At 67.0% G+C, this 22,602-nt stretch carries 19 protein-coding genes and 1 riboswitch; of the genes, 6 read left to right on the forward strand and 13 right to left on the reverse strand.

The genetic code is table 11. The annotated features are described in order from the left end of the window. Positions 1 to 65: 65 nt before the first annotated feature. The 3 genes from N536_RS0128020 to N536_RS0128030 are packed head-to-tail and all read right to left on the reverse strand — an operon-like array spanning position 66 to position 2,878. On the reverse strand, positions 66 to 1,166 hold the full coding sequence (locus N536_RS0128020; RefSeq protein WP_029116637.1) for an adenosine deaminase: 1,101 nt from the start codon (positions 1,164 to 1,166) through the stop codon (positions 66 to 68). Next, on the reverse strand, positions 1,167 to 2,465 hold the full coding sequence (locus tag N536_RS0128025) for a thymidine phosphorylase (protein ID WP_029116638.1): 1,299 nt from the start codon (positions 2,463 to 2,465) through the stop codon (positions 1,167 to 1,169). Then, the gene (locus N536_RS0128030; protein WP_029116639.1) at positions 2,462 to 2,878 is read right to left on the reverse strand and encodes a cytidine deaminase; all 417 of its coding nucleotides are present in this window, start codon (positions 2,876 to 2,878) and stop codon (positions 2,462 to 2,464) included. Before N536_RS0128030 ends, N536_RS0128025 begins: the two co-directional genes overlap by 4 nt. 235 nt (positions 2,879 to 3,113) lie before the next feature. Between N536_RS0128030 and sdhC the strand changes: the two genes are divergently transcribed. From sdhC to N536_RS0128050, 4 genes are read left to right on the forward strand one after another with little or no spacing between them, the layout of a single operon-like run. After that, positions 3,114 to 3,542, forward strand: coding sequence for a succinate dehydrogenase, cytochrome b556 subunit (gene sdhC / locus N536_RS0128035; protein WP_081809426.1), 429 nt, complete (start codon positions 3,114 to 3,116; stop codon positions 3,540 to 3,542). Positions 3,543 to 3,589: 47 nt separating this feature from the next. Then, positions 3,590 to 4,021 (forward strand): succinate dehydrogenase hydrophobic membrane anchor subunit, encoded by a 432-nt coding sequence (locus tag N536_RS0128040; RefSeq protein WP_029116641.1) that lies wholly within the window; start codon positions 3,590 to 3,592, stop codon positions 4,019 to 4,021. Positions 4,022 to 4,031: 10 nt separating this feature from the next. Further along, on the forward strand, positions 4,032 to 5,825 hold the full coding sequence (gene sdhA, locus N536_RS0128045; RefSeq protein WP_029116642.1) for a succinate dehydrogenase flavoprotein subunit: 1,794 nt from the start codon (positions 4,032 to 4,034) through the stop codon (positions 5,823 to 5,825). A gap of 1 nt (position 5,826) precedes the next feature. Beyond that, positions 5,827 to 6,597 (forward strand): succinate dehydrogenase iron-sulfur subunit, encoded by a 771-nt coding sequence (locus tag N536_RS0128050; protein WP_029116643.1) that lies wholly within the window; start codon positions 5,827 to 5,829, stop codon positions 6,595 to 6,597. 76 nt (positions 6,598 to 6,673) lie between these two features. Here the strand turns inward: N536_RS0128050 and N536_RS0128055 are convergent, their stop codons facing one another. Both N536_RS0128055 and N536_RS0128060 read right to left on the reverse strand, forming a co-directional pair. Beyond that, positions 6,674 to 7,531, reverse strand: coding sequence for a hypothetical protein (locus N536_RS0128055; RefSeq protein WP_029116644.1), 858 nt, complete (start codon positions 7,529 to 7,531; stop codon positions 6,674 to 6,676). 110 nt (positions 7,532 to 7,641) lie between these two features. After that, on the reverse strand, positions 7,642 to 8,976 hold the full coding sequence (locus tag N536_RS0128060) for an NAD-dependent succinate-semialdehyde dehydrogenase (protein WP_029116645.1): 1,335 nt from the start codon (positions 8,974 to 8,976) through the stop codon (positions 7,642 to 7,644). A gap of 70 nt (positions 8,977 to 9,046) precedes the next feature. Between N536_RS0128060 and N536_RS0128065 the strand changes: the two genes are divergently transcribed. After that, positions 9,047 to 9,655 carry a carboxymuconolactone decarboxylase family protein gene (locus N536_RS0128065; protein WP_036437904.1) on the forward strand — a complete coding sequence of 203 codons (609 nt, stop codon included), beginning with the start codon at positions 9,047 to 9,049 and terminating at the stop codon, positions 9,653 to 9,655. On the opposite strand, the gene N536_RS0128070 is transcribed toward N536_RS0128065, so the two are convergent. Then, positions 9,615 to 10,538, reverse strand: coding sequence for a sigma-70 family RNA polymerase sigma factor (locus tag N536_RS0128070; RefSeq protein WP_029116647.1), 924 nt, complete (start codon positions 10,536 to 10,538; stop codon positions 9,615 to 9,617). The two genes, N536_RS0128065 and N536_RS0128070, sit on opposite strands and share 41 nt — an antisense overlap. A 140-nt stretch (positions 10,539 to 10,678) precedes the next feature. On the opposite strand from N536_RS0128070, the gene N536_RS0128075 reads away from it, so the two are divergent. Next, positions 10,679 to 12,400, forward strand: coding sequence for an APC family permease (locus N536_RS0128075; RefSeq protein ID WP_029116648.1), 1,722 nt, complete (start codon positions 10,679 to 10,681; stop codon positions 12,398 to 12,400). A 3-nt stretch (positions 12,401 to 12,403) separates the two neighbouring features. Here N536_RS0128075 and N536_RS0128080 read toward each other — a convergent pair whose 3' ends face one another. The 7 genes from N536_RS0128080 to N536_RS0128110 all read right to left on the reverse strand — a co-directional run bounded on the left by N536_RS0128080 (position 12,404) and on the right by N536_RS0128110 (position 22,600). Beyond that, a complete protein-coding gene (locus tag N536_RS0128080) occupies positions 12,404 to 13,807 on the reverse strand; it encodes an L-serine ammonia-lyase (protein WP_051574827.1) in 1,404 nt (467 codons plus the stop codon). 51 nt (positions 13,808 to 13,858) lie between these two features. Further along, positions 13,859 to 13,969, reverse strand: a riboswitch (glycine riboswitch). 194 nt (positions 13,970 to 14,163) lie between these two features. Then, on the reverse strand, positions 14,164 to 14,940 hold the full coding sequence (locus N536_RS0128085) for an IclR family transcriptional regulator (RefSeq protein ID WP_029116650.1): 777 nt from the start codon (positions 14,938 to 14,940) through the stop codon (positions 14,164 to 14,166). Further along, on the reverse strand, positions 14,937 to 16,784 hold the full coding sequence (locus N536_RS0128090; RefSeq protein WP_029116651.1) for a putative nucleotidyltransferase substrate binding domain-containing protein: 1,848 nt from the start codon (positions 16,782 to 16,784) through the stop codon (positions 14,937 to 14,939). Before N536_RS0128090 ends, N536_RS0128085 begins: the two co-directional genes overlap by 4 nt. A gap of 7 nt (positions 16,785 to 16,791) precedes the next feature. Continuing rightward, a complete protein-coding gene (locus N536_RS0128095; protein ID WP_036437906.1) occupies positions 16,792 to 18,357 on the reverse strand; it encodes a GMC family oxidoreductase in 1,566 nt (521 codons plus the stop codon). Continuing rightward, entirely contained in the window at positions 18,354 to 19,880 is a 1,527-nt protein-coding gene (locus N536_RS0128100; RefSeq protein WP_029116653.1) for an APC family permease, read from the reverse strand. Before N536_RS0128100 ends, N536_RS0128095 begins: the two co-directional genes overlap by 4 nt. 55 nt (positions 19,881 to 19,935) lie before the next feature. After that, a complete protein-coding gene (locus N536_RS0128105; RefSeq protein ID WP_029116654.1) occupies positions 19,936 to 21,414 on the reverse strand; it encodes an aldehyde dehydrogenase family protein in 1,479 nt (492 codons plus the stop codon). Then, on the reverse strand, positions 21,404 to 22,600 hold the full coding sequence (locus tag N536_RS0128110) for an aromatic ring-hydroxylating dioxygenase subunit alpha (RefSeq protein WP_029116655.1): 1,197 nt from the start codon (positions 22,598 to 22,600) through the stop codon (positions 21,404 to 21,406). Before N536_RS0128110 ends, N536_RS0128105 begins: the two co-directional genes overlap by 11 nt. Positions 22,601 to 22,602 lie beyond the last annotated feature (2 nt).

Below are 22,602 nucleotides of genomic sequence, written 5' to 3' on the forward strand. Positions count from 1 at the left end.
TCGAGTTCCCCGGCGATCACGCGGGGCTCCCGGCGCCTTCGCCGACCGGCTACGCGAGGTGCTGGCTAGCCGATGAGTACCGCGTAGCGCGGCTTGATCACTTCGTCGATGATCGCCAGGCGTTCGTCGAACGGGATGAACGCCGACTTCATCGCGTTGATGGTGAAGCGTTCGAGGTCACTCCAGCCGTAGCCGAATGCCTCGACCAGCCGCAGCATCTCCTGGCTCATCGTGGTGTCGCTCATCAGCCGGTTGTCGGTGTTGACGGTGACGCGGAAGCGCAGCCGGGCCAGCCGGTCGAACGGATGCTCGGCGATGCTGGCCGCCGCGCCGGTTTGCACGTTGCTGCTGGGGCACAGCTCGAGCGGAATCCGCTTGTCCCGCAACAGTGATGCCAACCGGCCCAGTTTCACGGTGCCGTCGGGTCCTTCGGTGATGTCGTCGACGATCCGCACGCCGTGGCCGAGCCGGTCGGCTCCGCAGAACGCGATGGCCTCGTGGATCGACGGAAGACCGAACGCCTCGCCGGCGTGAATCGTGAAGCGCGCGTTGTTGCCTCGCATGTACTCGAAGGCGTCGAGGTGGCGAGTGGGCGGATAACCGGCCTCGGCGCCCGCGATGTCGAAGCCCACCACGCCCTTGTCACGGAACCGGACGGCGAGCTCGGCGATCTCCCTTGACCGGGCGGCGTGCCGCATCGCGGTCACCAGACACCGGACCACGATGGGGCGGCCCGCACTGCCCGCCGCCTTCTCCCCGTCGGCGAACCCGGCCAGCACCGCGTCGACCACCGCGTCGAGCGACAGCCCCCGGTCGATGTGCAGCTCGGGGGCGAACCGGACCTCCGCGTACACCACTGAATCGGCCGCCAGATCCTCCGCGCATTCGAAGGCCACGCGGTGCAACGCCTCTGGCGTCTGCATGACGCCGACCGTGTGCGCGAACGGCTCCAGGTAGCGCACCAGCGACCCGCTGTGCGCCGCGGTTCGGAAGAACGTCGCCAGCTCCTCGACGTCGGTGGCGGGCAGACCGTCGTATCCGGTCTCGTCGGCCAACTCGATGACGGTGCCGGGACGCAGCCCGCCGTCGAGGTGGTCGTGCAACAGCGCCTTGGGCGCGCGTTGGATCGATTTCAGGGTCAGCGGTGTCGGTCCAGCAGCGGTCATTTAGGTGATCCGATCGATGATCAGGGGACGCTCCCGGGGAGCAGTGTCGCCGACGCTCCAGCCTCCGTCGAGTTCGGCGATGGCGCCGCCGAGCCGTTCGGGGGTGTCGGTGTACAGCGTGAAGAGCGGCTGGCCCGCGACGACGGGCTCGCCCGGCCTGCGGTGGACGAGCACGCCCGCACCGAACTGCACCTGCCCGCCCGGCGTCGAGCGGCCCGCTCCGAGTCGCCACACCGCCAGACCCACCGCCATCGCGTCGATGTCGCCCATCGTGCCACCACGCGGTGCGGTGATGGTCTCGGAATGTGCACCGATTGGCAACGGAGCGGACAGATCGCCACCCTGAGCGGTCACCAGGTCGCGGAACCGGTCCATCGCCGTACCGTCGGCCAGGGTGTCGGCAGGGTCGACCGCGTCGATGCCCGCCGCGTCGAGCATTTCGCGGGCCAGCGCGAGCGTCAGCGCCACCACGTCGGCGGGACCGCCACCGGCCAGCACCTCCAGCGACTCGGCGACCTCGACGGCGTTGCCGACGGCGCACCCCAGTGGCCGATCCATGTCGGTGAGCAGCGCGCGGGTGGCGACGCCGTGCGCCGTACCCAACTCGACCATCGTGCGGGCCAACTCCCGCGACTCCGCTTCCGTCTTGAGGAAGGCACCGCGGCCCACCTTGGTATCCAGGACGAGCGCGTCGGCGCCCTCGGCGAGCTTCTTGCTCATCACCGAACTGGCGATCAGCGGCAGCGACTCGGTGGTGGCCGTGACGTCGCGCAGCGCATAGATCTTGCGATCGGCCGGCGCGAGGTCGCCCGCGGCGAAGATGGCCGCGCCGACGTCTCGAAGCTGTTCGCGGATGCGGTGTTTGGACAGCTCGGCGGTGAACCCGGCGATCGCCTCCAGCTTGTCCAGCGTGCCGCCGGTGTGGCCGAGCCCGCGGCCGGCGGCCTGCGGCACCGCGGCGCCGCACGCCATCACGACGGGCACCAGCGGGATGGTGATCTTGTCGCCCACTCCACCGGTGGAATGCTTGTCCACCAACGCGAGTGGCTTCCCGTCGCGCCGGATGTCGCTGAAGTCGAACCGCTCACCGGAGCCGACCATGGCCGCCGTCCAGCGCGCGATCTCACCGGGTGTCATGCCGCGCAGGAAGATTGCCATCAACAGCGCAGACATCTGCTCGTCATGCACCCGGCCGTGGGTATAGCCGTCGATCACCCAGTCGATCGCGGCGTCCGAAAGCACGCCGCCGTCGCGCTTGGTCCTGATGACGGTCGGCGCGTCGAATGTGAACTGGGTCACGGTGTTTCCTCGCGCTCGAGCCGGGCCAGGTCGTCGGGCCCGAAGGCGTCGGGCAAGAGCTCGGACAGCGCACGCGGGCCGGCCGGGTGGTCAATCAACATGTCCGGCCCACCGTGCTCGAGCAGCACCTGGCGGCACCGGCCGCACGGCATGAGGAGCGCGCCGGCGGCGTCAACGCACGACAGCGCGACGAGCCGTCCCCCTCCGCCGGAGTGCAGGGCGCACACCACAGCACATTCGGCACAGAGACCTAGGCCATATGAGACATTCTCCACATTGCAGCCGACCACGATTCGATGATCGTCGGTCAGCGCGGCCGCTCCGACCGAGAATCGCGAGTACGGCGCGTACGCCCGGGACATAACCTCGATTGCGTTGTCCCGCAATGACTTCCAATCAACTTCAATGCTCATGTCAGCTTCGCGCCTGGCATTCTGAATGCATTCCGAAGCCTCCGTTTCGCGCCGCGAATTCCTAGGTAGGCAACCCTAACTTCTGCGCTGGGAGGGTGGCCGACGCAACCACGCTAGTTCTTTCCGCAGGACAATTGGGTTTAGAGTCGCCCCGAGGTTTGGGCAAGGTTGGGCAACGCAAATGCGGTCCCCGCCCGCTGCCCCAAGCATCCACCGATGGCGTTGGAGGTCGGAGATGAGTACAGCAACAGCCGCGGATTCCGCCATACCGGCGCCGCGATCGTCACGGCCGCGGCGCCGCACCCTGTATCGCGGCGACCCGGGCATGTGGTCGTGGGTCCTGCACCGGATCACCGGCGCCACGATCTTCTTCTTCCTGTTCGTGCACGTGCTCGACACCGCGCTGGTGCGGGTGAGCCCCGAGGCCTACAACGAGGTCATCGACACCTACAAGACGCCGATTGTCGGCCTCATGGAGGCGGGCCTGGTGGTGGCGGTGCTCTATCACGCCCTCAACGGCATCCGGATCATCCTGATCGACTTCTGGGAGCACGGGCCGAAGTATCAGCGCCTGATGCTGTGGGTGGTCCTGGCGGTTTGGATCGCGGTGTTCATCGTCGCGCTCGGCGTCATCGGCATGCACATGGCGGAGCAGTTCCTGTGAGCCCCGCGGCGGAAAACCCATACGACCACGTCAGCGAGCGGGGCGGCATCGCGCCCGTCCTGCAGCGCAGCCACGACCGGCCCGCAGGCCTGGACAACCCGCGCTCGCCACGGCGTCGCAGCGGCATGCCGAACTTCGAGAAGTACACCTGGCTGTTCATGCGGTTCTCCGGCATCGTGCTGGTCTTCCTCGCACTCGGCCATCTCTTCATCATGCTGATGTGGGACAACGGGGTGTACCGGATCGACTTCAACTACGTCGCGCAGCGCTGGTCGTCGCCGTTCTGGCAGACCTGGGACCTGCTGCTGTTGTGGCTGGCCCAGCTGCACGGCGGCAACGGCATGCGCACGATCATCGGCGACTACGCCCGCAAGGACTCCACCAAGTTTTGGCTGAACACGCTGCTCGCGTTGTCGATGGTGTTCACTCTGGTGCTTGGCACCTACGTACTGCTGACGTTCGACGCGAACATCTCTTGAGGGGCCTCAAATGATTACCGAACACCGCTACGACGTCGTCATCGTCGGCGCAGGCGGCGCAGGAATGCGCGCCGCCGTCGAGGCCGGACCCCGCGCGCGTACCGCAGTGCTGACCAAGTTGTACCCGACGCGCAGCCACACCGGCGCCGCGCAGGGCGGCATGTGCGCCGCGCTGGCCAACGTCGAAGAGGACAACTGGGAGTGGCACACCTTCGACACCGTCAAGGGCGGCGACTACCTCGCCGACCAGGACGCCGTCGAGATCATGTGCCGGGAGGCCATCGACGCGGTCTACGACCTGGAGAAGATGGGGATGCCGTTCAACCGCACCCCCGAAGGTCGGATCGACCAGCGCCGCTTCGGCGGACACACCCGCGACCACGGCAAGGCCCCGGTGCGCCGGGCCTGCTACGCCGCCGACCGCACCGGTCACATGATCCTGCAGACGCTGTACCAAAACTGCGTCAAGCACGACGTCGAGTTCTTCAACGAGTTCTACGCCCTCGACCTGGTGCTGTCCGACACCCCGGGCGGGCCCGTCGCCACCGGCATCGTCGCCTACGAGCTGGCCACCGGCGACATCCACGTCTTCCACGCCAAGGCCATCGTGTTCGCCACGGGCGGCTCGGGCCGGATGTACAAGACGACCTCCAACGCGCACACCCTGACCGGCGACGGCCTCGGCATCGTGTTCCGCAAGGGACTTCCGTTGGAGGACATGGAATTCCACCAGTTCCACCCGACGGGCCTTGCCGGACTCGGCATCCTGATCTCGGAGGCGGTGCGCGGTGAGGGCGGCCGGCTGCTGAACGCCGACGGTGAGCGGTTCATGGAGCGCTACGCGCCGACGATCGTCGACCTGGCGCCCCGCGACATCGTCGCGCGGTCGATGGTGCTCGAGGTGCTCGAGGGCCGCGGCGCCGGACCGAACAAGGACTACGTCTACATCGACGTCCGACACCTCGGCGCCGACGTGCTCGAGGCCAAGCTGCCCGACATCACCGAGTTCGCCCGCACCTACCTTGGCGTCGACCCCGTCACCGAACTGGTCCCGGTGTATCCGACGTGTCACTACGTGATGGGCGGGATCCCCACGACGGTGAACGGGCAGGTGTTGCGCGACAACAACTCCATCGTCCCCGGGCTGTATGCGGCGGGCGAATGCGCATGCGTGTCGGTGCACGGCTCCAACCGGTTGGGCACCAACTCGCTGCTGGACATCAACGTGTTCGGCCGTCGCGCAGGCATCGCCGCGGCGAATTACGCACTGGGGCATGACTTCGTCGACATGCCGGAGCGCCCCGCGTCGATGGTGACCAACTGGGTCGGCGACATCCTCTCCGAGCACGGCAACGAGCGCGTCGCCGACATCCGCGGCGCGCTGCAGCAGTCGATGGACAACAACGCCGCCGTGTTCCGCACCGAGGAGACGCTCAAGCAGGCGTTGACCGACATCCACGCCCTCAAGGAGCGCTACGCCCGGATCACCGTGCACGACAAGGGAAAGCGCTACAACAGCGACCTGCTGGAGGCCATCGAGCTGGGCTTCCTGCTCGAGCTGGCGGAGGTCACCGTCGTCGGCGCGCTGAACCGCAAGGAGTCCCGTGGCGGCCACGCCCGCGAGGACTACCCCAACCGCGACGACACCAACTACATGCGCCACACCATGGCCTACAAGGTCCTGGAGGGCGAGGGCGCAGCGACTGGCGAGTCGGCCGGGGCGACGAATCTGCTCTCCGACATCCGGCTGGACTACAAGCCCGTGGTCCAGACCCGTTACGAGCCGATGGAACGGAAGTACTGATATGAGTGCACCTGTCATCGACAAGCAAGACACGCCACCGGTGCCCGACGGCGCGGTGATGGTCACGCTGAAGATCGCCCGGTTCAACCCCGAGGACCCGGATTCGGCTGGCTTCCAGAGCTTTCGGGTGCCGTGCCTGCCCACCGACCGGCTGCTCAATCTGCTGCACTACGTGAAGTGGTACCTCGACGGCACGCTGACCTTCCGGCGGTCCTGCGCGCACGGGGTGTGCGGTTCGGATGCCATGCGCATCAACGGCGTGAACCGGCTGGCGTGCAAGGTGCTGATGCGCGACATGCTGCCGAAGAAGCCCGGCAAGCCGCTGACCATGACCATCGAGCCGATCCGCGGCCTGCCCGTCGAGAAGGACCTCCTCGTCGACATGGAGCCGTTCTTCGACGCGTACCGGGCGGTCAAGCCGTTCCTCGTCACCAGTGGCAATGAGCCTACGCGCGAACGCATTCAGAGCCAGACCGACCGCGCCCGCTACGACGACACCACCAAGTGCATCCTGTGCGCGTGCTGCACGACGAGCTGCCCCGTGTTCTGGAACGAGGGCAGCTACTTCGGGCCGGCCGCGATCGTCAACGCCCACCGGTTCATCTTCGACAGCCGCGACGAGGCCGCCGCCGAGCGGCTGGACATCCTCAACGAGGTCGACGGAGTGTGGCGCTGCCGCACCACCTTCAACTGCACGGAGTCCTGCCCGCGCGGCATCCAGGTGACCAAGGCGATCCAGGAGGTCAAGCGGGCACTGATGTTCGCCCGCTAGTCCCCCGGTTCGCGCCGAACGTGCGCGAAAGTGCGAGTTTTCGGCCGAAACTCGCACACCCGCGCACGTTCGTTCGTCAGTACGGCGCGCCCGCGTCTTGCAGAGTCGTCCTGGTGCGGCGGATGACGGTGGCTTGCCGATGGTTCAGGAGATCGGCACCCACCCGAACGATGCGCCATCCGAGCTCCTGATAGGCCACGCCCTGTTCGATGTCGCGCCTGCGCTGTTCCGGATCGGTCCAGTGCTGGATCCCGTCGTACTGAACGCCGACCTTCCAGTCCTCCCAACCCATGTCGATGCGACCCACGAAGCATCCGTACTCGTCGAACACCTCGATCTGCGTTTGGTCGGGGCGCATCCCGGCCGATGTCAGCAGCAGACGCAGTCGAGTCTCTTGCGGTGACTCCGCACCGGTGTCGGCAAGTTCGAGCACCTGGCGTAGCTGCGCGACGCCGCGTGCACCCCGGTGGCGGTCGATGAGTGCTTGTACGTCAACGAGTTTCACATCCGTCGCCTGCAGCAGCGCATCCGTTCGAATGACGGCGGAGGTCAGGCCACGACGCCGGCCCAGGTCGAACACCGTCCGCGCGGGCGTCGTCGCTCGGATGTCGCCTACCTGACAGATTTCGTCATCGGCGAGTACATCGCTGTGCACGACGATGCCGGGGGCGCCGCGGCGGCTTGGCTGATTGAGTTCGGCAGGCAGGTGGGGGTCAATCCATCGCGATCCGTGCAATGCTGCCGCTGACAATCCGGCCACCGTGGCCCGACGACCCGACGACAGCCAGGCCGCCACTGCCTTGTCGACGGGCGTGAGCTTCGTTCCGACTGGGACGTAGACGTTGCGGTGTAGCGCGGTATAGCGAGTCCGCAGCCGGTATCGGTTGACGCTGCCTGCCGCCAACGCTTCGGTGCCCAAGAATGGTTGCGCCACGGTGGTATCGACGCAGCGGGCGCTCCGCCGGTTCCACGGCGATCGAACGTGCGCGAAAGTGCGAGTTTTCGGCAAAAAGTCGCACACCCGCGCACGTTCGGCGGCAAGGGTCAGCCCTTGCGGATCAGTTTCTTGTTGACGAACTCGTCGATGCCGAAACGCCCGAGTTCACGCCCGAACCCGGACCGCTTGACCCCGCCGAACGGCAACTCGACCCCGTCGGCGCCGACGAGGTTGACGAACACCATCCCGGCCTCGAGCTGGTCGGCCACCCGGCTGGCCTGCTCGTCGTCGGTGGTGAACACGTATGAACCCAAGCCGAACGGGGTGTCGTTGGCCAGCTCTACGGCCTCCTGCTCGGAGTCGACCTTGTAGACGGTGGCGACCGGACCGAACAGTTCCTCGCGGTAGTCAGATGCCACGCCGGTCAGCACGCCGGGCGGGAAGTACGCGCCGTTGCGCTCCCCCTCCGACGTCAGCGTCGCCCCACCGGCCACGGCCCGGTCAACCTGCTCGGCGAGCCGTTGCGCCGCGGCCGCCGATGACAGCGGCGTCAGGCCATCCGCCTGCTGCAGCACCTTGGTGGTGAACTTGTCGAGGAACTCGTCGTACACCTCGGAGGCGACGATGAAGCGCTTGGCGGCATTGCACGCCTGGCCGGTGTTCTCGAACCGGCCTGCGACGGCCGCGTCCACCGTCGCGTCCAGATCGTCGGTCGACAGCACGATGAAGGGGTCGGAGCCGCCCAGCTCGAGCACGACCTTCTTCAGGTTGCGCCCGGCGATCTCGGCGACGGCCGCACCCGCGCGCTCCGAGCCCGTCAGCGACACTCCCTGCACCCGCGGATCGGCGATGATGTCGGCGACCTGTTCGTTGGTGGCGTACACGTTCACGTAGGCGCCCGCCGGGTAGCCTGCGTCGTCGAAGATCTGCTGAATCGCCTCGGCGGATTCGGGGCATTGCGGGGCGTGCTTGAGCACGATGGTGTTGCCCAGCGTCAGGTTTGGTCCGGCGAACCGCGCCACCTGGTAGTACGGGTAGTTCCACGGCATGATGCCCAGCAGCACGCCGACCGGCCCTCGCCGGATCAGCGCCGAGCCCTCCCCGTCCAGCAGCGTGATCGGCTCGTCGGCCAGGAACGCCTCGGCGTTGTCGGCGTAGAACTCGTAGATCGCGGCACTGAATTCGACCTCGCCGGTGGCCTGGTCCAGAGGCTTGCCCATCTCGCGCACGATGATCTCGGCGAGCTTGTCGCGACGTTCGACGTGCAGGGCGGCGACCTTGCGGATCAACTCCACGCGCTGCGCCAGCGGAGACTGCTTCGACCAGTCCCGGTACGCGGCGGCCGCCGCGGCCACGGCCTGCTCGATGTCGGCGTCAGTCGCTGTCGGATACTCGCGGACCACGTCGCCGGTAGCGGGGTCGACCACTGCGTACAGAGTCATGAATCGTCCTTCTCTCGAGCCGTCGGTTGAGATGCTGTCACACATTCGGGGGCTGTCTCGTCCAATGGATATGACCACTACACGAATCCCCGTCCTGTCCCCCGAGAAGGCACCGCTGCTGACGCGGCTGATGTACCGGTACGCCAAGCGCCGGTTCGGCGAGGTGCCCGTGCCGTTCGCGGTGTACGCCCAGAACCGAGGCCTGCTGGTGGCCAACGCCGTGCACGAGACGATGCTGCAGCGCGGTTCGACGAAGCTGCCCGCCAACGTCCGTGAGCTCGCGGTGTACTGGACCGCGCGCACCGTCGGCTGTTCCTGGTGCGTCGACTTCGGGGCCATGCTGCAGCGCCTCGAAGGTCTGGACATCGAGCGTCTCAAGGACATCGACGCGTACGCCACGTCGCCGGCGTACACCGACGACGAGCGCGCCGCGATCGCCTACGCAGACGCCATGACCACCGACCCGCACAACGTCACCGACGAGCAGGTCGCCGATCTGCGCCGGCGTTTCGGCGACGCGGGCGTGATGGAGCTGACCTATCAGGTCGGGGTCGAGAACATGCGGGCCCGGATGAACACCGCCCTTGGCATCACCGAGCAGGGCTTCAGCTCCGGCGACGCGTGCCAGATTCCGTGGGCTACTCAGGATTCGGGTCCTGCCGAATCGGCGAACCGCTGAACTTGTCCGGGTTCGCGACATCCCAGATGGCACAGACCCTTCCATCGCGGACGGTCAGCGCCTGGATGTGCGGCTGCATCGCGGGCCACTCGTCGGTGGCGTCCAGTCCCGTGGTGAACAGGCCGAGTTCACCGTTGACGAGGGCGAACTCGCCGGCTTCGAAGAACCGCGGCCCGTAACGCTTCGCCAACCCGAAGATGAACCGGGCGACCTTGTCGGATCCGTGGATGACGCGGGCTGCGGTGGGCGCCTTGCGGTTCGAGTCACCGGTGAACGTCACGTCGGGATGCAGGAGGGCGACGACGGCGGCCATGTCGCCGGCCGCCATCGCCGCCATCAGTCTGCCGACCACCTCGTCGTGCGACGCGTCGCGGCCGGGCGGCTCCGCATCAGCGACCGTGCGTCGCGCCCGCGACGCGAGCTGGCGGGCCGCCGCCGGGGTGACGCCGAGGACGTCGGCGATCTCGGCGAACGGCACCGCGAAGCCGTCGTGCAGCACGAAGGCCACTCGCTGGTCGGGGTTGAGCCGCTCGAGCACCACCATCGCGGCGAACCGGGCATCCTCTCCTGCGACCACGGCGGCGAGTGGGTCTGAGCCGTCGAGCGGCGTCACGACGGGCTCGGGCAGCCACTCGCCGTAGTACGCCTCGCGGCGGTGCGCCGCCGAGCGCAGCCGGTCCAGTCCGATGCGGCTCACCACCGTCGTCAGCCATGCCCGCGGATCGGCGATGTCGTCACGATCGTGTCCCAGCCCGTGCCAGCGCAGCCAGGCGTCCTGCACCGCATCCTCGGCATCGGCGAACGTGCCGGTCAGCCGGTACGCCACCGCGAGGAGATGCGAACGATGCCGTTCGAATTCATCGGTCCGCTGCGCGGTGGTCACTCGACCAGCCTAGTGGGGCGCACATTTGCATCGAACAGCACCGTCAACTCGGCCATTCAGGACGGATTTCGTCGTTGTCGCGCGCTTTGGCCACTGAAACCGTATTCTCCAACGGTTCAGCACGGCGATCAGGGAGATACATGAGCATGAATGAGGCCGCAGCCGGCCCCGATGGCACCGGCACCGTCGAGAGCAAGGGACTCAAGGGCGGCGCCCTCGGACTGGTGTCGAGCATCGTCGTCGGCATGGCGTCCACCGCGCCGGCCTACAGCCTCGCCGCGACACTCGGCTTGATCATCGCCAGCGGCGGCGCGCTGCTCTCCGGCGTGAAAGCACCTGCCATCGTGTTGATCTCGTTCATTCCGATGTATCTGATCGCGGTCGCCTACCAGGAACTGAACAAGGCCGAACCCGACTGCGGCACCACCTTCACGTGGGCGTCGCGCGCATTCGGACCGGTCATCGGTTGGCTTGGCGGCTGGGGCATCATCGCCGCCGACGTCATCGTGATGGCCAACCTGGCACAGATCGCCGGCGCGTACTCGTTCACGTTCGTCGGCGACCTCGGCTGGCATTCGGCGGCCGAGCTGGCCAACAGCACGCTCTGGTCGACGGTCGCAGGCGTCATCTGGATCGCGGTGATGACCTACATCTGTTATCGCGGCATCGAGGTGTCAGCGCGACTGCAGTACGGGCTACTGTCCATCGAAGTCGTGGTGCTGATCGTGCTGTCGATCGTCGCGCTGTTCAAGGTCTACACCCACAGCGCGGAGGACTATTCGCTGCTGCCGTCGCTGTCGTGGTTCTGGCCCGGCGGCCTGGACTTCGGCACCGTCATCGCGCCCGCGGTGCTCACGACGATCTTCATCTACTGGGGTTGGGACACCGCGGTCGCGTGCAACGAGGAGTCGGACGATCCTGGCCGCACCCCCGGCCGGGCGGCGGTCATCTCGACCTTCCTGCTGCTCGCCACCTACGCCTTGGTCAGCGTCGCCGCCGTCGCGTTCGCCGGCGTGGGAACCGAAGGGATCGGGCTCGGCAATCCGGAGAACTCGGCCGACGTGTTCGCCGCCATCGGACCGGACTTGTTCGGCGACAGCATCATTGGACACATCGGCATGCTGCTGCTCTCGGCGTCCATATTGACCTCGGCATCGGCGTCGACCCAGACCACGATTCTGCCGACCGCGCGGACCACGCTGTCGATGGGCGTCTACAAGGCGCTGCCGGAGTCGTTCGCCAAGATCCACCGGCGGTATCTGACGCCGACCACCTCGACGATCGCGATGGGCGTGGTGTCCGCGGCGTTCTACGTGCTGTTCACCGTCATCAGCACGAACCTGCTGACCGCGCTGATCGGCTCGGTCGGGTTGATGATCGCGTTCTACTATGGGCTGACCGGCTTCGCGTGCGTCTGGTACTACCGAAAGACGCTGACCGCCAACACCCGTGACTTCGTGATGCGTGGCGCGGTTCCCCTGTTGGGCGGCATCATCCTGCTCGTCGTGTTCGTCTACGGCCTGCTGCAATATGCCAAGCCGGACTGGCTGACCGACGACGACGGCAACAACGTCACGATTCTCGGCATCGGCGCCGTCGCGGTCGTCGGCATCGGCGCGCTCATCCTCGGACTCATCCTGATGGTGGTCTGGCGGATGACGGCGCCGGGCTTCTTCAAGGGCGTCACGCTGCCACGGCGTGCGGATCTGCTTCTCGAGCCGGCGATGGCGTCGACTGCCCACTTCGGTCTGCCGGACTCCGGCGACATGCCGACGGTGATCTCGCAGGACCTGTCGAACCTGCCGACGGGCGAGACGGCGATCGATCCGGCGACGGGCGAGGAGTTCAGCAAGGAGCGCTGACGGTCAGCACTCCACGACGTTGACGGCGAGCCCGCCGCGCGAGGTCTCCTTGTACTTGTCCATCATGTCGGCACCGGTGTCGCGCATGGTCCTGATCGCGGTGTCCAGGCTGACGTGGTGTTGACCGTCGCCGCGAATCGCCATGCGCGCCGCCGTGATTGCCTTGACGGCGCCTACCGCGTTGCGTTCGATGCACGGGATCTGCACCAACCCACCGACCGGATCACAGGTGAGCCCGAGGTTGTGTTCGATGCCGATCTCGGCGGCGTTCTCCACCTGCTCGGGAGTTCCGCCGAGGACCTCGGCCAGTCCGGCGGCGGCCATCGCGCAGGCCGAACCGACCTCGCCCTGACAGCCGACCTCTGCACCGGAGATCGAGGCGTTGGCCTTGAAGAGGAGGCCGACGGCTCCGGCGGCTAGCAGGAACGTGACGACGTCGTCGTCGGACGAGGGTTCGACGAAACGTCGGTAGTAGTGCAGCACGGCCGGGATGATGCCTGCGGCGCCGTTCGTGGGCGCGGTGACGACGCGCCCGCCCGAGGCGTTCTGCTCGTTGACGGCTAGCGCGTACATGCTGACCCACTCCATCGCGCGCAGCGGGTCGTGGTCGTCGGCATCGGCTTCCAGGCGCGCGCGCAGCGCTGCGGCCCTGCGCCGCACCTTGAGCGCGCCGGGCAAGACGCCGACTTGCCGAGTCCCCTGCTCGACGCAGTCCTGCATCACCGCCCAGACCCGCAGCAGTCCGGCACGGATCTGCGCTTCGGTGCGCCACGTCATTTCGTTCGCGAGCATCAGATCGCTGATGCGCAAACCGGTTTCGGTCGTCTGGGCCAGCAGTTGGTCCATCGTGAGATACGGATGCGGAACCTCCGATCGCGGTCCGGCCGCCGCGGGCACACGCGCCTCGTCCTCGTCGACGACGGCACCGCCGCCGACGGAATAGTATTCCCGCCGCAAAACCGGTGTGGCGTCGTCGCGCAACGCTGTGAACACCATGCCGTTGCTGTGGAACGGAAGCCGCTTCATCCGGTGCAGCACGACGTGTTCGGCGACGGAGAACGAGATCGACCGCACGCCGCCCAGACACAGGCGGCCCTCTTGCGCGATGGCAGCCGTCCGTCGCAGGAGGGACTCGGGCTCGACGGTTTCGGGATCGGCACCCTCGAGGCCGAGAACCAGCGCGGGAACGGTTCCGTGTCCTTCACCGGTCGCGCCCAAGGAGCCGAACAGCTCGACGCGCACCCCGCTGGTCTGCTCGAGCAGTCCGTCTTGGACCAGCCGAGCCACGAACGCGTTCGCCGCGCGCATCGGACCAACGGTGTGCGAGCTGGACGGCCCGATGCCGATCTTGAAGAGGTCGAAGACGCTACCGGGACTGCGAACGGGGTGGATGGTGGATCGGGTCATGGCCGGAGCCTTCCGTCGGCTGCGTGGGCGCAGCACGATATCGCGTGTGGCTCCTCCCACTCTGTTTGTCGGCCTGAGAGATTCGCGTGACCAGTTGGACCGGCCACCCTTGCCCCGTCGGCGAGCGCACGTTCGGCTGCGCTTCTTTCCAGAGTTGCCTGAACGTAGCGGTACTGGGCCTGAGAGATTCCCGGGAGGACATTGCTCCTTCGGCTCTCCGTCCACCACGATGAGCGATGGTCGGAGATCTCCCGCTACGCGTAACGGCCGATCTGCAGTTGTGCAATGCGCAACGAGCGCGCATTACGCAACCATTGTCCTCGCAGGCTGGAGCACTGTCAACCGCTGAACCGCAATCAGCCCAAAAAGCCTAGGCGCGTGCTGATCTCACGCGCGGCCACGATGGTCAGCCGGGCCACGTCACCGAACGCGGAGGGTTCCATCCGATACGACGGCCCCGAAACGCTGAGTGCCGAAACGATTCCGCCCGTGTTGTCGCGGACGGGCGCCGACACCGCGTTGAGGCCGATCTCCAGCTCTTCGTTGACCGCGGCCCAGCCGATCTGCCGCACAGTCGTGAGCTCGGCTTCCAACGCGGTCAAGTCGACGAGGGTGTTGGGCGTGAACGACTCGAGGCGATCACCAAACCGTGAGTGCACTTCGGCCGCAGGGAGTTCCGACAGCAACACCTTGCCGCTCGAGGTGGCGTGCGCCGGGCAGCTCTGACCCACCCAGGTGCGCAGGGCGACCCCCGCCGTGCCGATCGCCTCGACGACGTTGATGATCCGATCACCGTCGAGGATCGCCAGATTGGTCGTCTCGCCCGTCTCCCGGGCGAGCGCGTCGCAGGTGCTCTGGCCCTGGCGCGTCAAATCCATGGGCGCACTTGTCGATCCGGCCAGCCGCACGATCGAGAACCCCAACCGGTACTTGCCGCGTTCGGAGAGTTGTTCGACGTAGCCGCGGGACTCCAGCACGGCGATCAGCCGCGACACGGTGGACTTGTGCACGCCCAGTTCCGCGGCGATCTCAGTGACTCCGGCCGCCCCGAGCTTCGCCAGGATCTCCATCACCAGCAATGCGCGGTCGACTGACTGGACCGCGGCGACGCCGCGCCCGTTCTCCTCGCTCACGACACTGCACCGGCCTTCATCGCGGCCATCTGCCGCACTCGGCGCTGCACGGCGGCGATTTCCCGCACACCGTCGTTGAGCAGGCTGCGGTTCAGTGGCGACAGTTCCGACATCGTGACGATGTCCCCTGGACTGCACCCCGCGGCGATCTGATCGATTTGATGGGCCATGCGCAGGCCCTGCAACAACCCGAACACCTCGCTCAGGGTCTTCGAGTCCGATTGGGACAGAATGCCGTTGCCCGCGGCCGCCTCGAGCCTCGCGGGCGTCGACGCCGAGACCACGCCTACGGTGAGCCCGCCCCAGCGCGCGAGGTTGACGATGGGCGTCAGCGCGTGACTCTTCAGGTCGAACGTGCCCCCGCGCCTGGCCACCACGTCGCGCAACGACCGCGTCCGCACCTTGCCCGCCAAGGCGTCGAGAAGCTGCAGCCGTAACGCATTCGGATGATCGACCGGCATGCAACGGTAGGCGGACGGAACCGTGTGCAGCGATGGCTCACCCCACACCACCCGGCCGTCGAGGAGTAACGACGACATGATGAGGCCACGCGCCTTCATCGGGTCGTCGAGCCAGCCGGCGGCGGCGCGCGCCCAATCGGTACTGGACCGGGCGAACAATGGCTTGGACGCCAACGCGCCGTTGGTGTCGGACGGCAGGCCACAGGCGTCGAGAGTGGCGTGTACCCGCGCGGCGATCTGAAGGAAGCGCCCCTTCTCGGGCGACATCTCATCGGCCCACGACAACGCGCTGTCCACATCCGAGGACGGCATCGCTTCGCGGCGCGCGACGCTACCCAGCGTCAGCCATGCGAACTGCGGGCGCGACGTACTCTCCCGATCGGTCAGTTCGAGCTCCAAGGCACGCCGCACGACGCTGTCGATGACGACGGACAGAATGCCGCTGCAGCCAGACGCGTCGGTGCCGCTGCGGTACAGGTCGACGGTCAGGTCGGCGATGCCCGCCGCTGCCGACTGCAGCTCAGCGGCGTTGGCCGCCAGTGCAATCGAGCGTCGAAGGAGGAAGCTCTGCCGCGTCGAGGTGGCCACCAGGTCGGCCTCCTCGAGCACGCCGATGACCTCACCACGTTGGGTGCGCACCGGCATGTGCCGCAGGCCCTTCTCCAACATGTCGATCAACACGGTCGCTGCGATGCGGTCGGCGGTGACCCAGCGCGCGGGCACACTCATCACCTGACCGATGGGCGCGTCGACGCCGACGCCGGCCGCGACCACCCGGGTGCGCAGGTCACGGTCGGTGAAGATCCCCAGTTCGCCGTCGGGCATCGGAATCAGCACGTAGGAACTGCGGTGCTCGGTCATGTGCCGCACCGCGTCGCGGATCGTGGTGTCGGCCGTGGTGAAGACCGGCTCGGCATGCACAAGATCCCCGACAGGGCGCAACGACGGTCGCTGTGCGGCAACGCGATTGCCGGAGATCGTCTTCCACGCCGACGACGCCAGGAACGAAAGGCCCGCCGGCTTGGCGAATTCGGCGCGCACCAGATCGCCCGGCAACCGCACGACGGTGCTCGGTTCCGTGGCCCGAGCGACGAACTGTACGGTGCCGCCCGTCAGCAACGGGAAGAACCCGAAGAGCCCACCGGGCGGCACGGTATCGAACGGTTCGTCGCCGTCCGACCCCGCGACCAGCAGCACGACCTGTCCGCTGCACAGCAGCCAGATCTCGCCCGGTTCCTGCGCGGAGTAGTCCACGATCACCGCGCCGGCTTCATACCGATGAATCGACGACGCAGTTGCCAGACCGGCGAGGGCGTCGGGGGCCATCGAGTTGAAGGGAGCGTGATCCCCGAGGAAGGACGCGAGGTCCTCCTGGGTCAGCATCGGAACGTCATGCGCCCCGGATGAGGTCCGCACACTTCTCCGCCATCGCCATCACCGTGATGTTCGGGTTGACCGCAGGCAGCTTGGGCATTGCCGACGCATCGACGACGCGCAACCTGCCGACACCCTTGACCCGCAGTTCGGGGTCGAGCACGGCCATCGGATCGTCCACCGCGCCCATCCTAGCGGTACCCGCAGGGTGGTAAACGGTGTTGTGACACCGATGGAAGTAGTCGATGAGATCTGCGTCGCTGGTCGCCTCGGGACCCGGTGCGAGCTCACGGGCGATCCAGCCGCGCAGCGGGTCTTGTTCGGCGATCTTGCGCGCCAGCTTGATTCCCGCCAGCATCACCCGCTCGTCGTGCCCGTCCGGATCGGTGAAGTACCGCGGATCGACCCGCGCGCGGTCCCGGAAGTCGCGTGACCGCAGCCGGACGGTGCCCCGCGAGCGTCCCTGCGTGACGTTGGGCGTCAGGCAGAAGCCGTTGTCGGTCGTGGGATACCCCCACCGCAGCGTGTTCATGTCGAACGGCACGCTGCCGTAGTGCATCATCAGGTCGGGCTGGTCCAGACCGTCCTCCGTCATGGTGAACAGGCCGATCTCCCACCACTGGCTCGACGTGCTGACCATCGGTTGCGCGGCCTCCCAGAACACCAGCCCCTCGACATGGTCGTCGAGGTTCGATCCGACCCCTGGCGAGTCGACGCGAACCGGTATCCCGAACTCCTGCAAGTGATCTGCGGGACCGATCCCGGATAGCATCAACAGCTTCGGAGTGTCGATCGCGCCAGCGGTAACCACCACCTCCCGGCGCGCGGACACCGTGTCGTACCCGGTCAGGTCGGGTCGTTGGTACCGCACGCCGGTCGCATTGCCCGCGTCGTCGATCAGAATCTCGCTGACCCAGCAGTCGGTCCGCACCTCGAGGTTGGCGCGCTGCCCCAGGATCGGATGCAGATAGGCGTGCGAGGTCGACATGCGGGTGCCGTCCTCGCCGGCGTTGATCTGGAACCAGCCGGCGCCGTTGCGCACGGTTTCCCCGCGGTTGAACGCCACGGTGGGCAGCCCCGCCTTCGCCGCGGCCTCCAGCACCGCGCGTCCGCACGGATCGTTCGGCGGCACGTCCCGCAGCCGGACGGGTCCGTCGTGGCCGTGCTCCTCTCCCGGGGCGTCGTTGCGCTCCAGACGAGTGACGTAGGGCAGCACGCCCTTTGCGCCCCACCCGGTGGCTCCCATGGCCTCCCACTCGTCCAGACCCTCGGCAGGCGGCCAGAACGCGATGCACGAGTTGTGCGAGGAGCACCCGCCGAGGACCTTGGCGCGTGCATGGCGCAGGAAGCTGTTGCCCTTCTCCTGCGGCTCCACCGGGTAGTCCCAGTCGTAGCCGGAGTCGAGGAGGTGCATCCACTGCGCCAGCTCCAGGATGTTGCGGTCACCCACGTCCGACGGCCCGGCCTCCACCAGACACACCGAGACGGACGGGTCCTCGCTGAGCCGGGCGGCGAGCACGCATCCCGCCGTGCCGCCACCCGCGATGACGTAGTCGAATGCGTTGTCCGACACGGGATTCATTCCGCTTTGGTCGCGGCGTGCGATGCCAGCGTGCCGATGTGGTGGCGGCCCTTCACGCCGTACCAGATCAGACCGAACCCGAGGATCACGCCGATATAGATGAACGCGCCCCAGGCGTTGTACCAGCCCTCGCCGTACACGGCCTCCCGCGGCCAGGCGAGGTTCAGCGCCATGCCGACACCCCAGACCACCGCGACGATGTTGACCAGCATCCCCCACCTGCCCATGGTGAAGTAGCCGCCCTCCTTGAGATCCTTTGGCGGCCACTCGCCTTGGAAGCGCTTCTTCAGCATCGGGCCAGTCACCATGAGGTAGGCGAGGTAGATCATGATGATCGCGATTGAGGTCAGCACGGTGAAGATCTTCGGCTGGCCCACGTTGATCACCAGGATCAGGAGAGCTATTCCACCGATGACGATCGCCGGAATGATCGGAGTCTGGGTCTTGGGATTCACCTTGGCGAGCTTCTCGCCGAACGGCAGCGCGTTGTCACGTGCCATGGCGAACATCAGCCGGATCGCCGCAGTGTGCACCGCGAGCGAGCACACCGTGACCGCGATGACGATGCAGACGATGAACACCTTGCCCAGGGGGCCCCACATGACCTGCTCGACGATGTACTGCAGACCGCCGCTGCTCTCGCCGATCGCGGGGTCCTCCAGGTTGGGTGCCGACAGCACGGCGAAGACCAGGATGGCGCCACCGATGACGAAGGAGGCCAGAATGGCCCGCAGGATGGCCTTCGGTGCGGTGCGTCTCGGCTCGACGGTCTCCTCGCCGAGTGAGCTGGCGGTGTCGAAGCCATACATCACGTAACCCGACGCCAATGAGGCGATCAAGAACGCTCCCAGGTAGCCGCCGCTCTCCCCCGCGCCGTAGCCGTTGGTGGAGAAGAACACCGAGGGCCCGCGAGTCGTGCTGGCGGCCAAGATGATTGCGATCAGGACTGCCGCGATGAGCTCGATGAACACGCCCGCACTGTTGATCATCGCCATCAGGCGCACGCCGAGCGCGTTGACCACGGTCGTGAACACGATCATGATCGCCCCGAGGACGACGGCGTTCAGCGCGAAGCTCTGGGGGGTGCTGCCGTCGCCGACCATTTGGAAGCCGCTCCATAGGCGGGGCAGGTTCAGCTGCAGTGCCAGCACCACCGCGGACAGCGTGACGATCGACGCGGTCAGCATGAGCCAGCCCGACGACCACCCGACGATCCTGCTGCCCAGCTTCTTGGACCAGTTGTAGACCGCGCCGGCGACCGGATACTTCGCCGCCAGCTCCATGAAGCACAGCGCTACGGCCATCTGGCCCACGAAGACCAGCGGCCAGGACCACAGGTACCCCGGTCCGGCGGTACCGAACCCGAAGTAGAACAGCTGAAAGGTTCCGGTCAGGATCGAGATGTAGCTGACGCCCGCCGCGAAGCTCGCGAACTTGCCGATGCTGCGGTCGAGTGATTCCTTGTAACCGAAATCGTCCATGCCGCTGTCGGCACTCTGTTTCCCTGCTTCTTCAACGACCATTACGTCGTCCTCTTTTCGATTGTGGGGTGCCGCGGCAGGCTATTCGCCAGCCAGATCAACCTTTGAACCAGCCGGCGGGTTTCGGTGCGGTGTTATGCCAGATATGTTTGATCTCTTGGTATTCCGCGAGCCCCGTGGGGCCGAGCTCCCGGCCGTTACCAGACTTCCCGAATCCGCCCCACTCCGCGGCTGCGGTGTAGTAGCCAAAGTCGTTCAGCCACACCGTGCCGTGCCGCAACGCGCGCACCACACGTTCGCCCCGCGCCGAGTCGGACGTACGAACGCCCGCCGCGAGACCATATTCCGTGTCATTGCCGAGGCTGATGGCCTCGGCTTCGTCAGTGAATCTCTCCACCGTGAGAATCGGTCCGAAGGTTTCCTCTTGGACGATCCGCATCGACCGGTCGCACCGGTCGAAGATTGTCGGCAGGTAGTAGCTGCCGTTCTGCAACGCCGGGTCGGTGGGCCGCGATCCGCCGGTGAGCAACTTCGCGCCCTCCGAAATGGCATCGGCGACATGCGCTTCCACCTTGGCGCGATGCTGCTCGGAGACCAGCGGGCCGGTCTCGGTGCTGGGATCCATGCCGTCGCCGACGCGGATCCGCTCCGCCCGGTTCACCAGCTCCGCGACGAACTCGTCGGCGATGGACTCCTCGACGATCAGCCGCGTACCCGCCGAACACACCTGGCCGGAGTGCAGGAACACCCCGGTCAGCACCTGGTCGACCGAGCTGTCCCACTCGGCGTCGGCGAACACGATGTGCGGGTTCTTCCCACCGAGCTCCACCGCGACCTTCGTCACGTGCTCGGCACCGACCTTGGCGATGGTCCGCCCGGTGGCCAGCCCGCCGGTGAAGGAGATGAAGTCGACGTCCGGGTTGTCGGTCAAGGCGGCGCCGAGAACCGCGCCGCTGCCCTGGACCAGATTCACCACTCCGGCAGGGACGCCCGCCTCCTCGAGCAGGTGGACGAAGGCAATGGTCGAGAGCGGCGTGACCTCGCTGGGTTTGGCCACCATCGTGCAGCCGGCGCCCAATGCGGGCGCGATCTTCCACGACATCTGCAGCAGTGGGTAGTTCCACGGTGCGATCAGCACGCAAACGCCGATCGGTTCGCGCACCACCCGACTGATCACCGCGGGGTCGCCGACGTCGACCAGTCGGTCTGCCTCGGTCCCCACCAGTCGCGCGTAGTAGCGGAACACCGACGTCACGTCGTCGATGTCGATTCGGCTCTCCACGAGGGTCTTGCCGGTGTCCCGTGTCTCCAGCAGTGCCAGAGTCTCCTTGTCGCGCACCAGGAGATCCGCGATGCGATCGAGCAGCGCGGCGCGCTCACTCACCGCAGTCGCGGGCCAGGCGCCGTCGTCGAAGGCATCCCGCGCGGCGGTGACCGCCGCGGCGGCGTCCTCGGGGGTGGCTTCGTCGACGACCGCGGCGACGCTGCCGTCGGCGGGGTTGATGATCTGCCTCGTCCCGCCGTCGGACGCATAGCGCCAGCCGCCCCCGATGAAGAGGTCTGGTTCACCGTTCATGCGATGTCACCTCGGTTCCGCCGACACGGGACACTACCCACTGATGGAACTCCGCAATGTGGTGTTCGGCAGGAACGAGCACACCGCCCTTGCGATAGGCCCGTGACGACATCGCCGGCTGCGTTCGCTCGCAGGCCTCGAAGTCCTGCTGATTCACCCGGTGAAACAGCTCCACCGAATGCTCGACGTCGCGCCCCTCGGCCACCACGTCGGGTGCGTAGAGCCAGTCGCATTCGACGATCGTGCGGTCGGGCGCCATCGGGTACATCCGGTGGAAGATGATGTGGTCGGGCACCAGGTTGATGAAGACGGTCGGCCGCACGGTGATGGCGTAGTACTTCTCGTCCTGCTCGGGCGCCAACCCCGGCAGCGTGTCGAACCCCGCTGAGCCGTCGACCGTGAACCCGTCGACGCTCTCTCCGAATGCGGCGCCGTGACCGACGAAGTACTGCACCGCGAGCCCACTGGCGAACTCCGGCAGCACCCGGGTGAGTTCGGGGTGAATCGTCGCGCAGTGATAGCACTCCATGAAGTTCTCGACGATCAGCTTCCAGTTCGCCGCGACGTCGTAGACCACCCGCCTGCCGACCTCGAGTTCGTCGATGCGGTAGCGGTCGATGGCCGTCGGGTCGCCGAGTCGGGCGGTGACCGCCCCGATCACGTCCTCCTCGAACGATGGCGGCGTGTCGGCCACGCACACCCATGCGTAGCCGAGCCATTCGCGCAGCGCGACGGGAACCAGCCCGTATTCGGTGCGGTCGATGCCGTTTCCTGCGCTGTCCTTCAAGCTGCCGAGGTTTGGTGCGGCGACGAGTCTGCCGTCCAGGCCGTAGGTCCAGGCGTGATAGGGGCAGCGCAGATTCCGGCGCACTTCGCCGGCCGGCTCGGTGCACAGCTGGGCACCGCGGTGCCTGCAGATGTTGAGGAAGGCGCGCAGCACGTTGTCGCGCCCGCGAATCACCAGCACGCTCTCGCGCCCCACCTGGATGCGCTTGAACGAGCCCGGGTTCGGGACGTCACCGCTGCGGACCGCGCAGAACCACATGTTCTCCAGGATGTGTTCCTGCTCCTCGGTGAAGACGTCGGTGCTGCAATAGTATTCGCCGCCGAGGGTGGGCATCAGCGAGCTGGCGACGCTCACGGCGGGGGCCGGGGCCGGAAGGTCTGTGGGCACGGGAAGGTCCATCG

It is taken from the genome of Mycobacterium sp. URHB0044, from assembly GCF_000620625.1.
In the GTDB taxonomy this organism is placed as follows: Bacteria; Actinomycetota; Actinomycetes; order Mycobacteriales; family Mycobacteriaceae; genus Mycobacterium.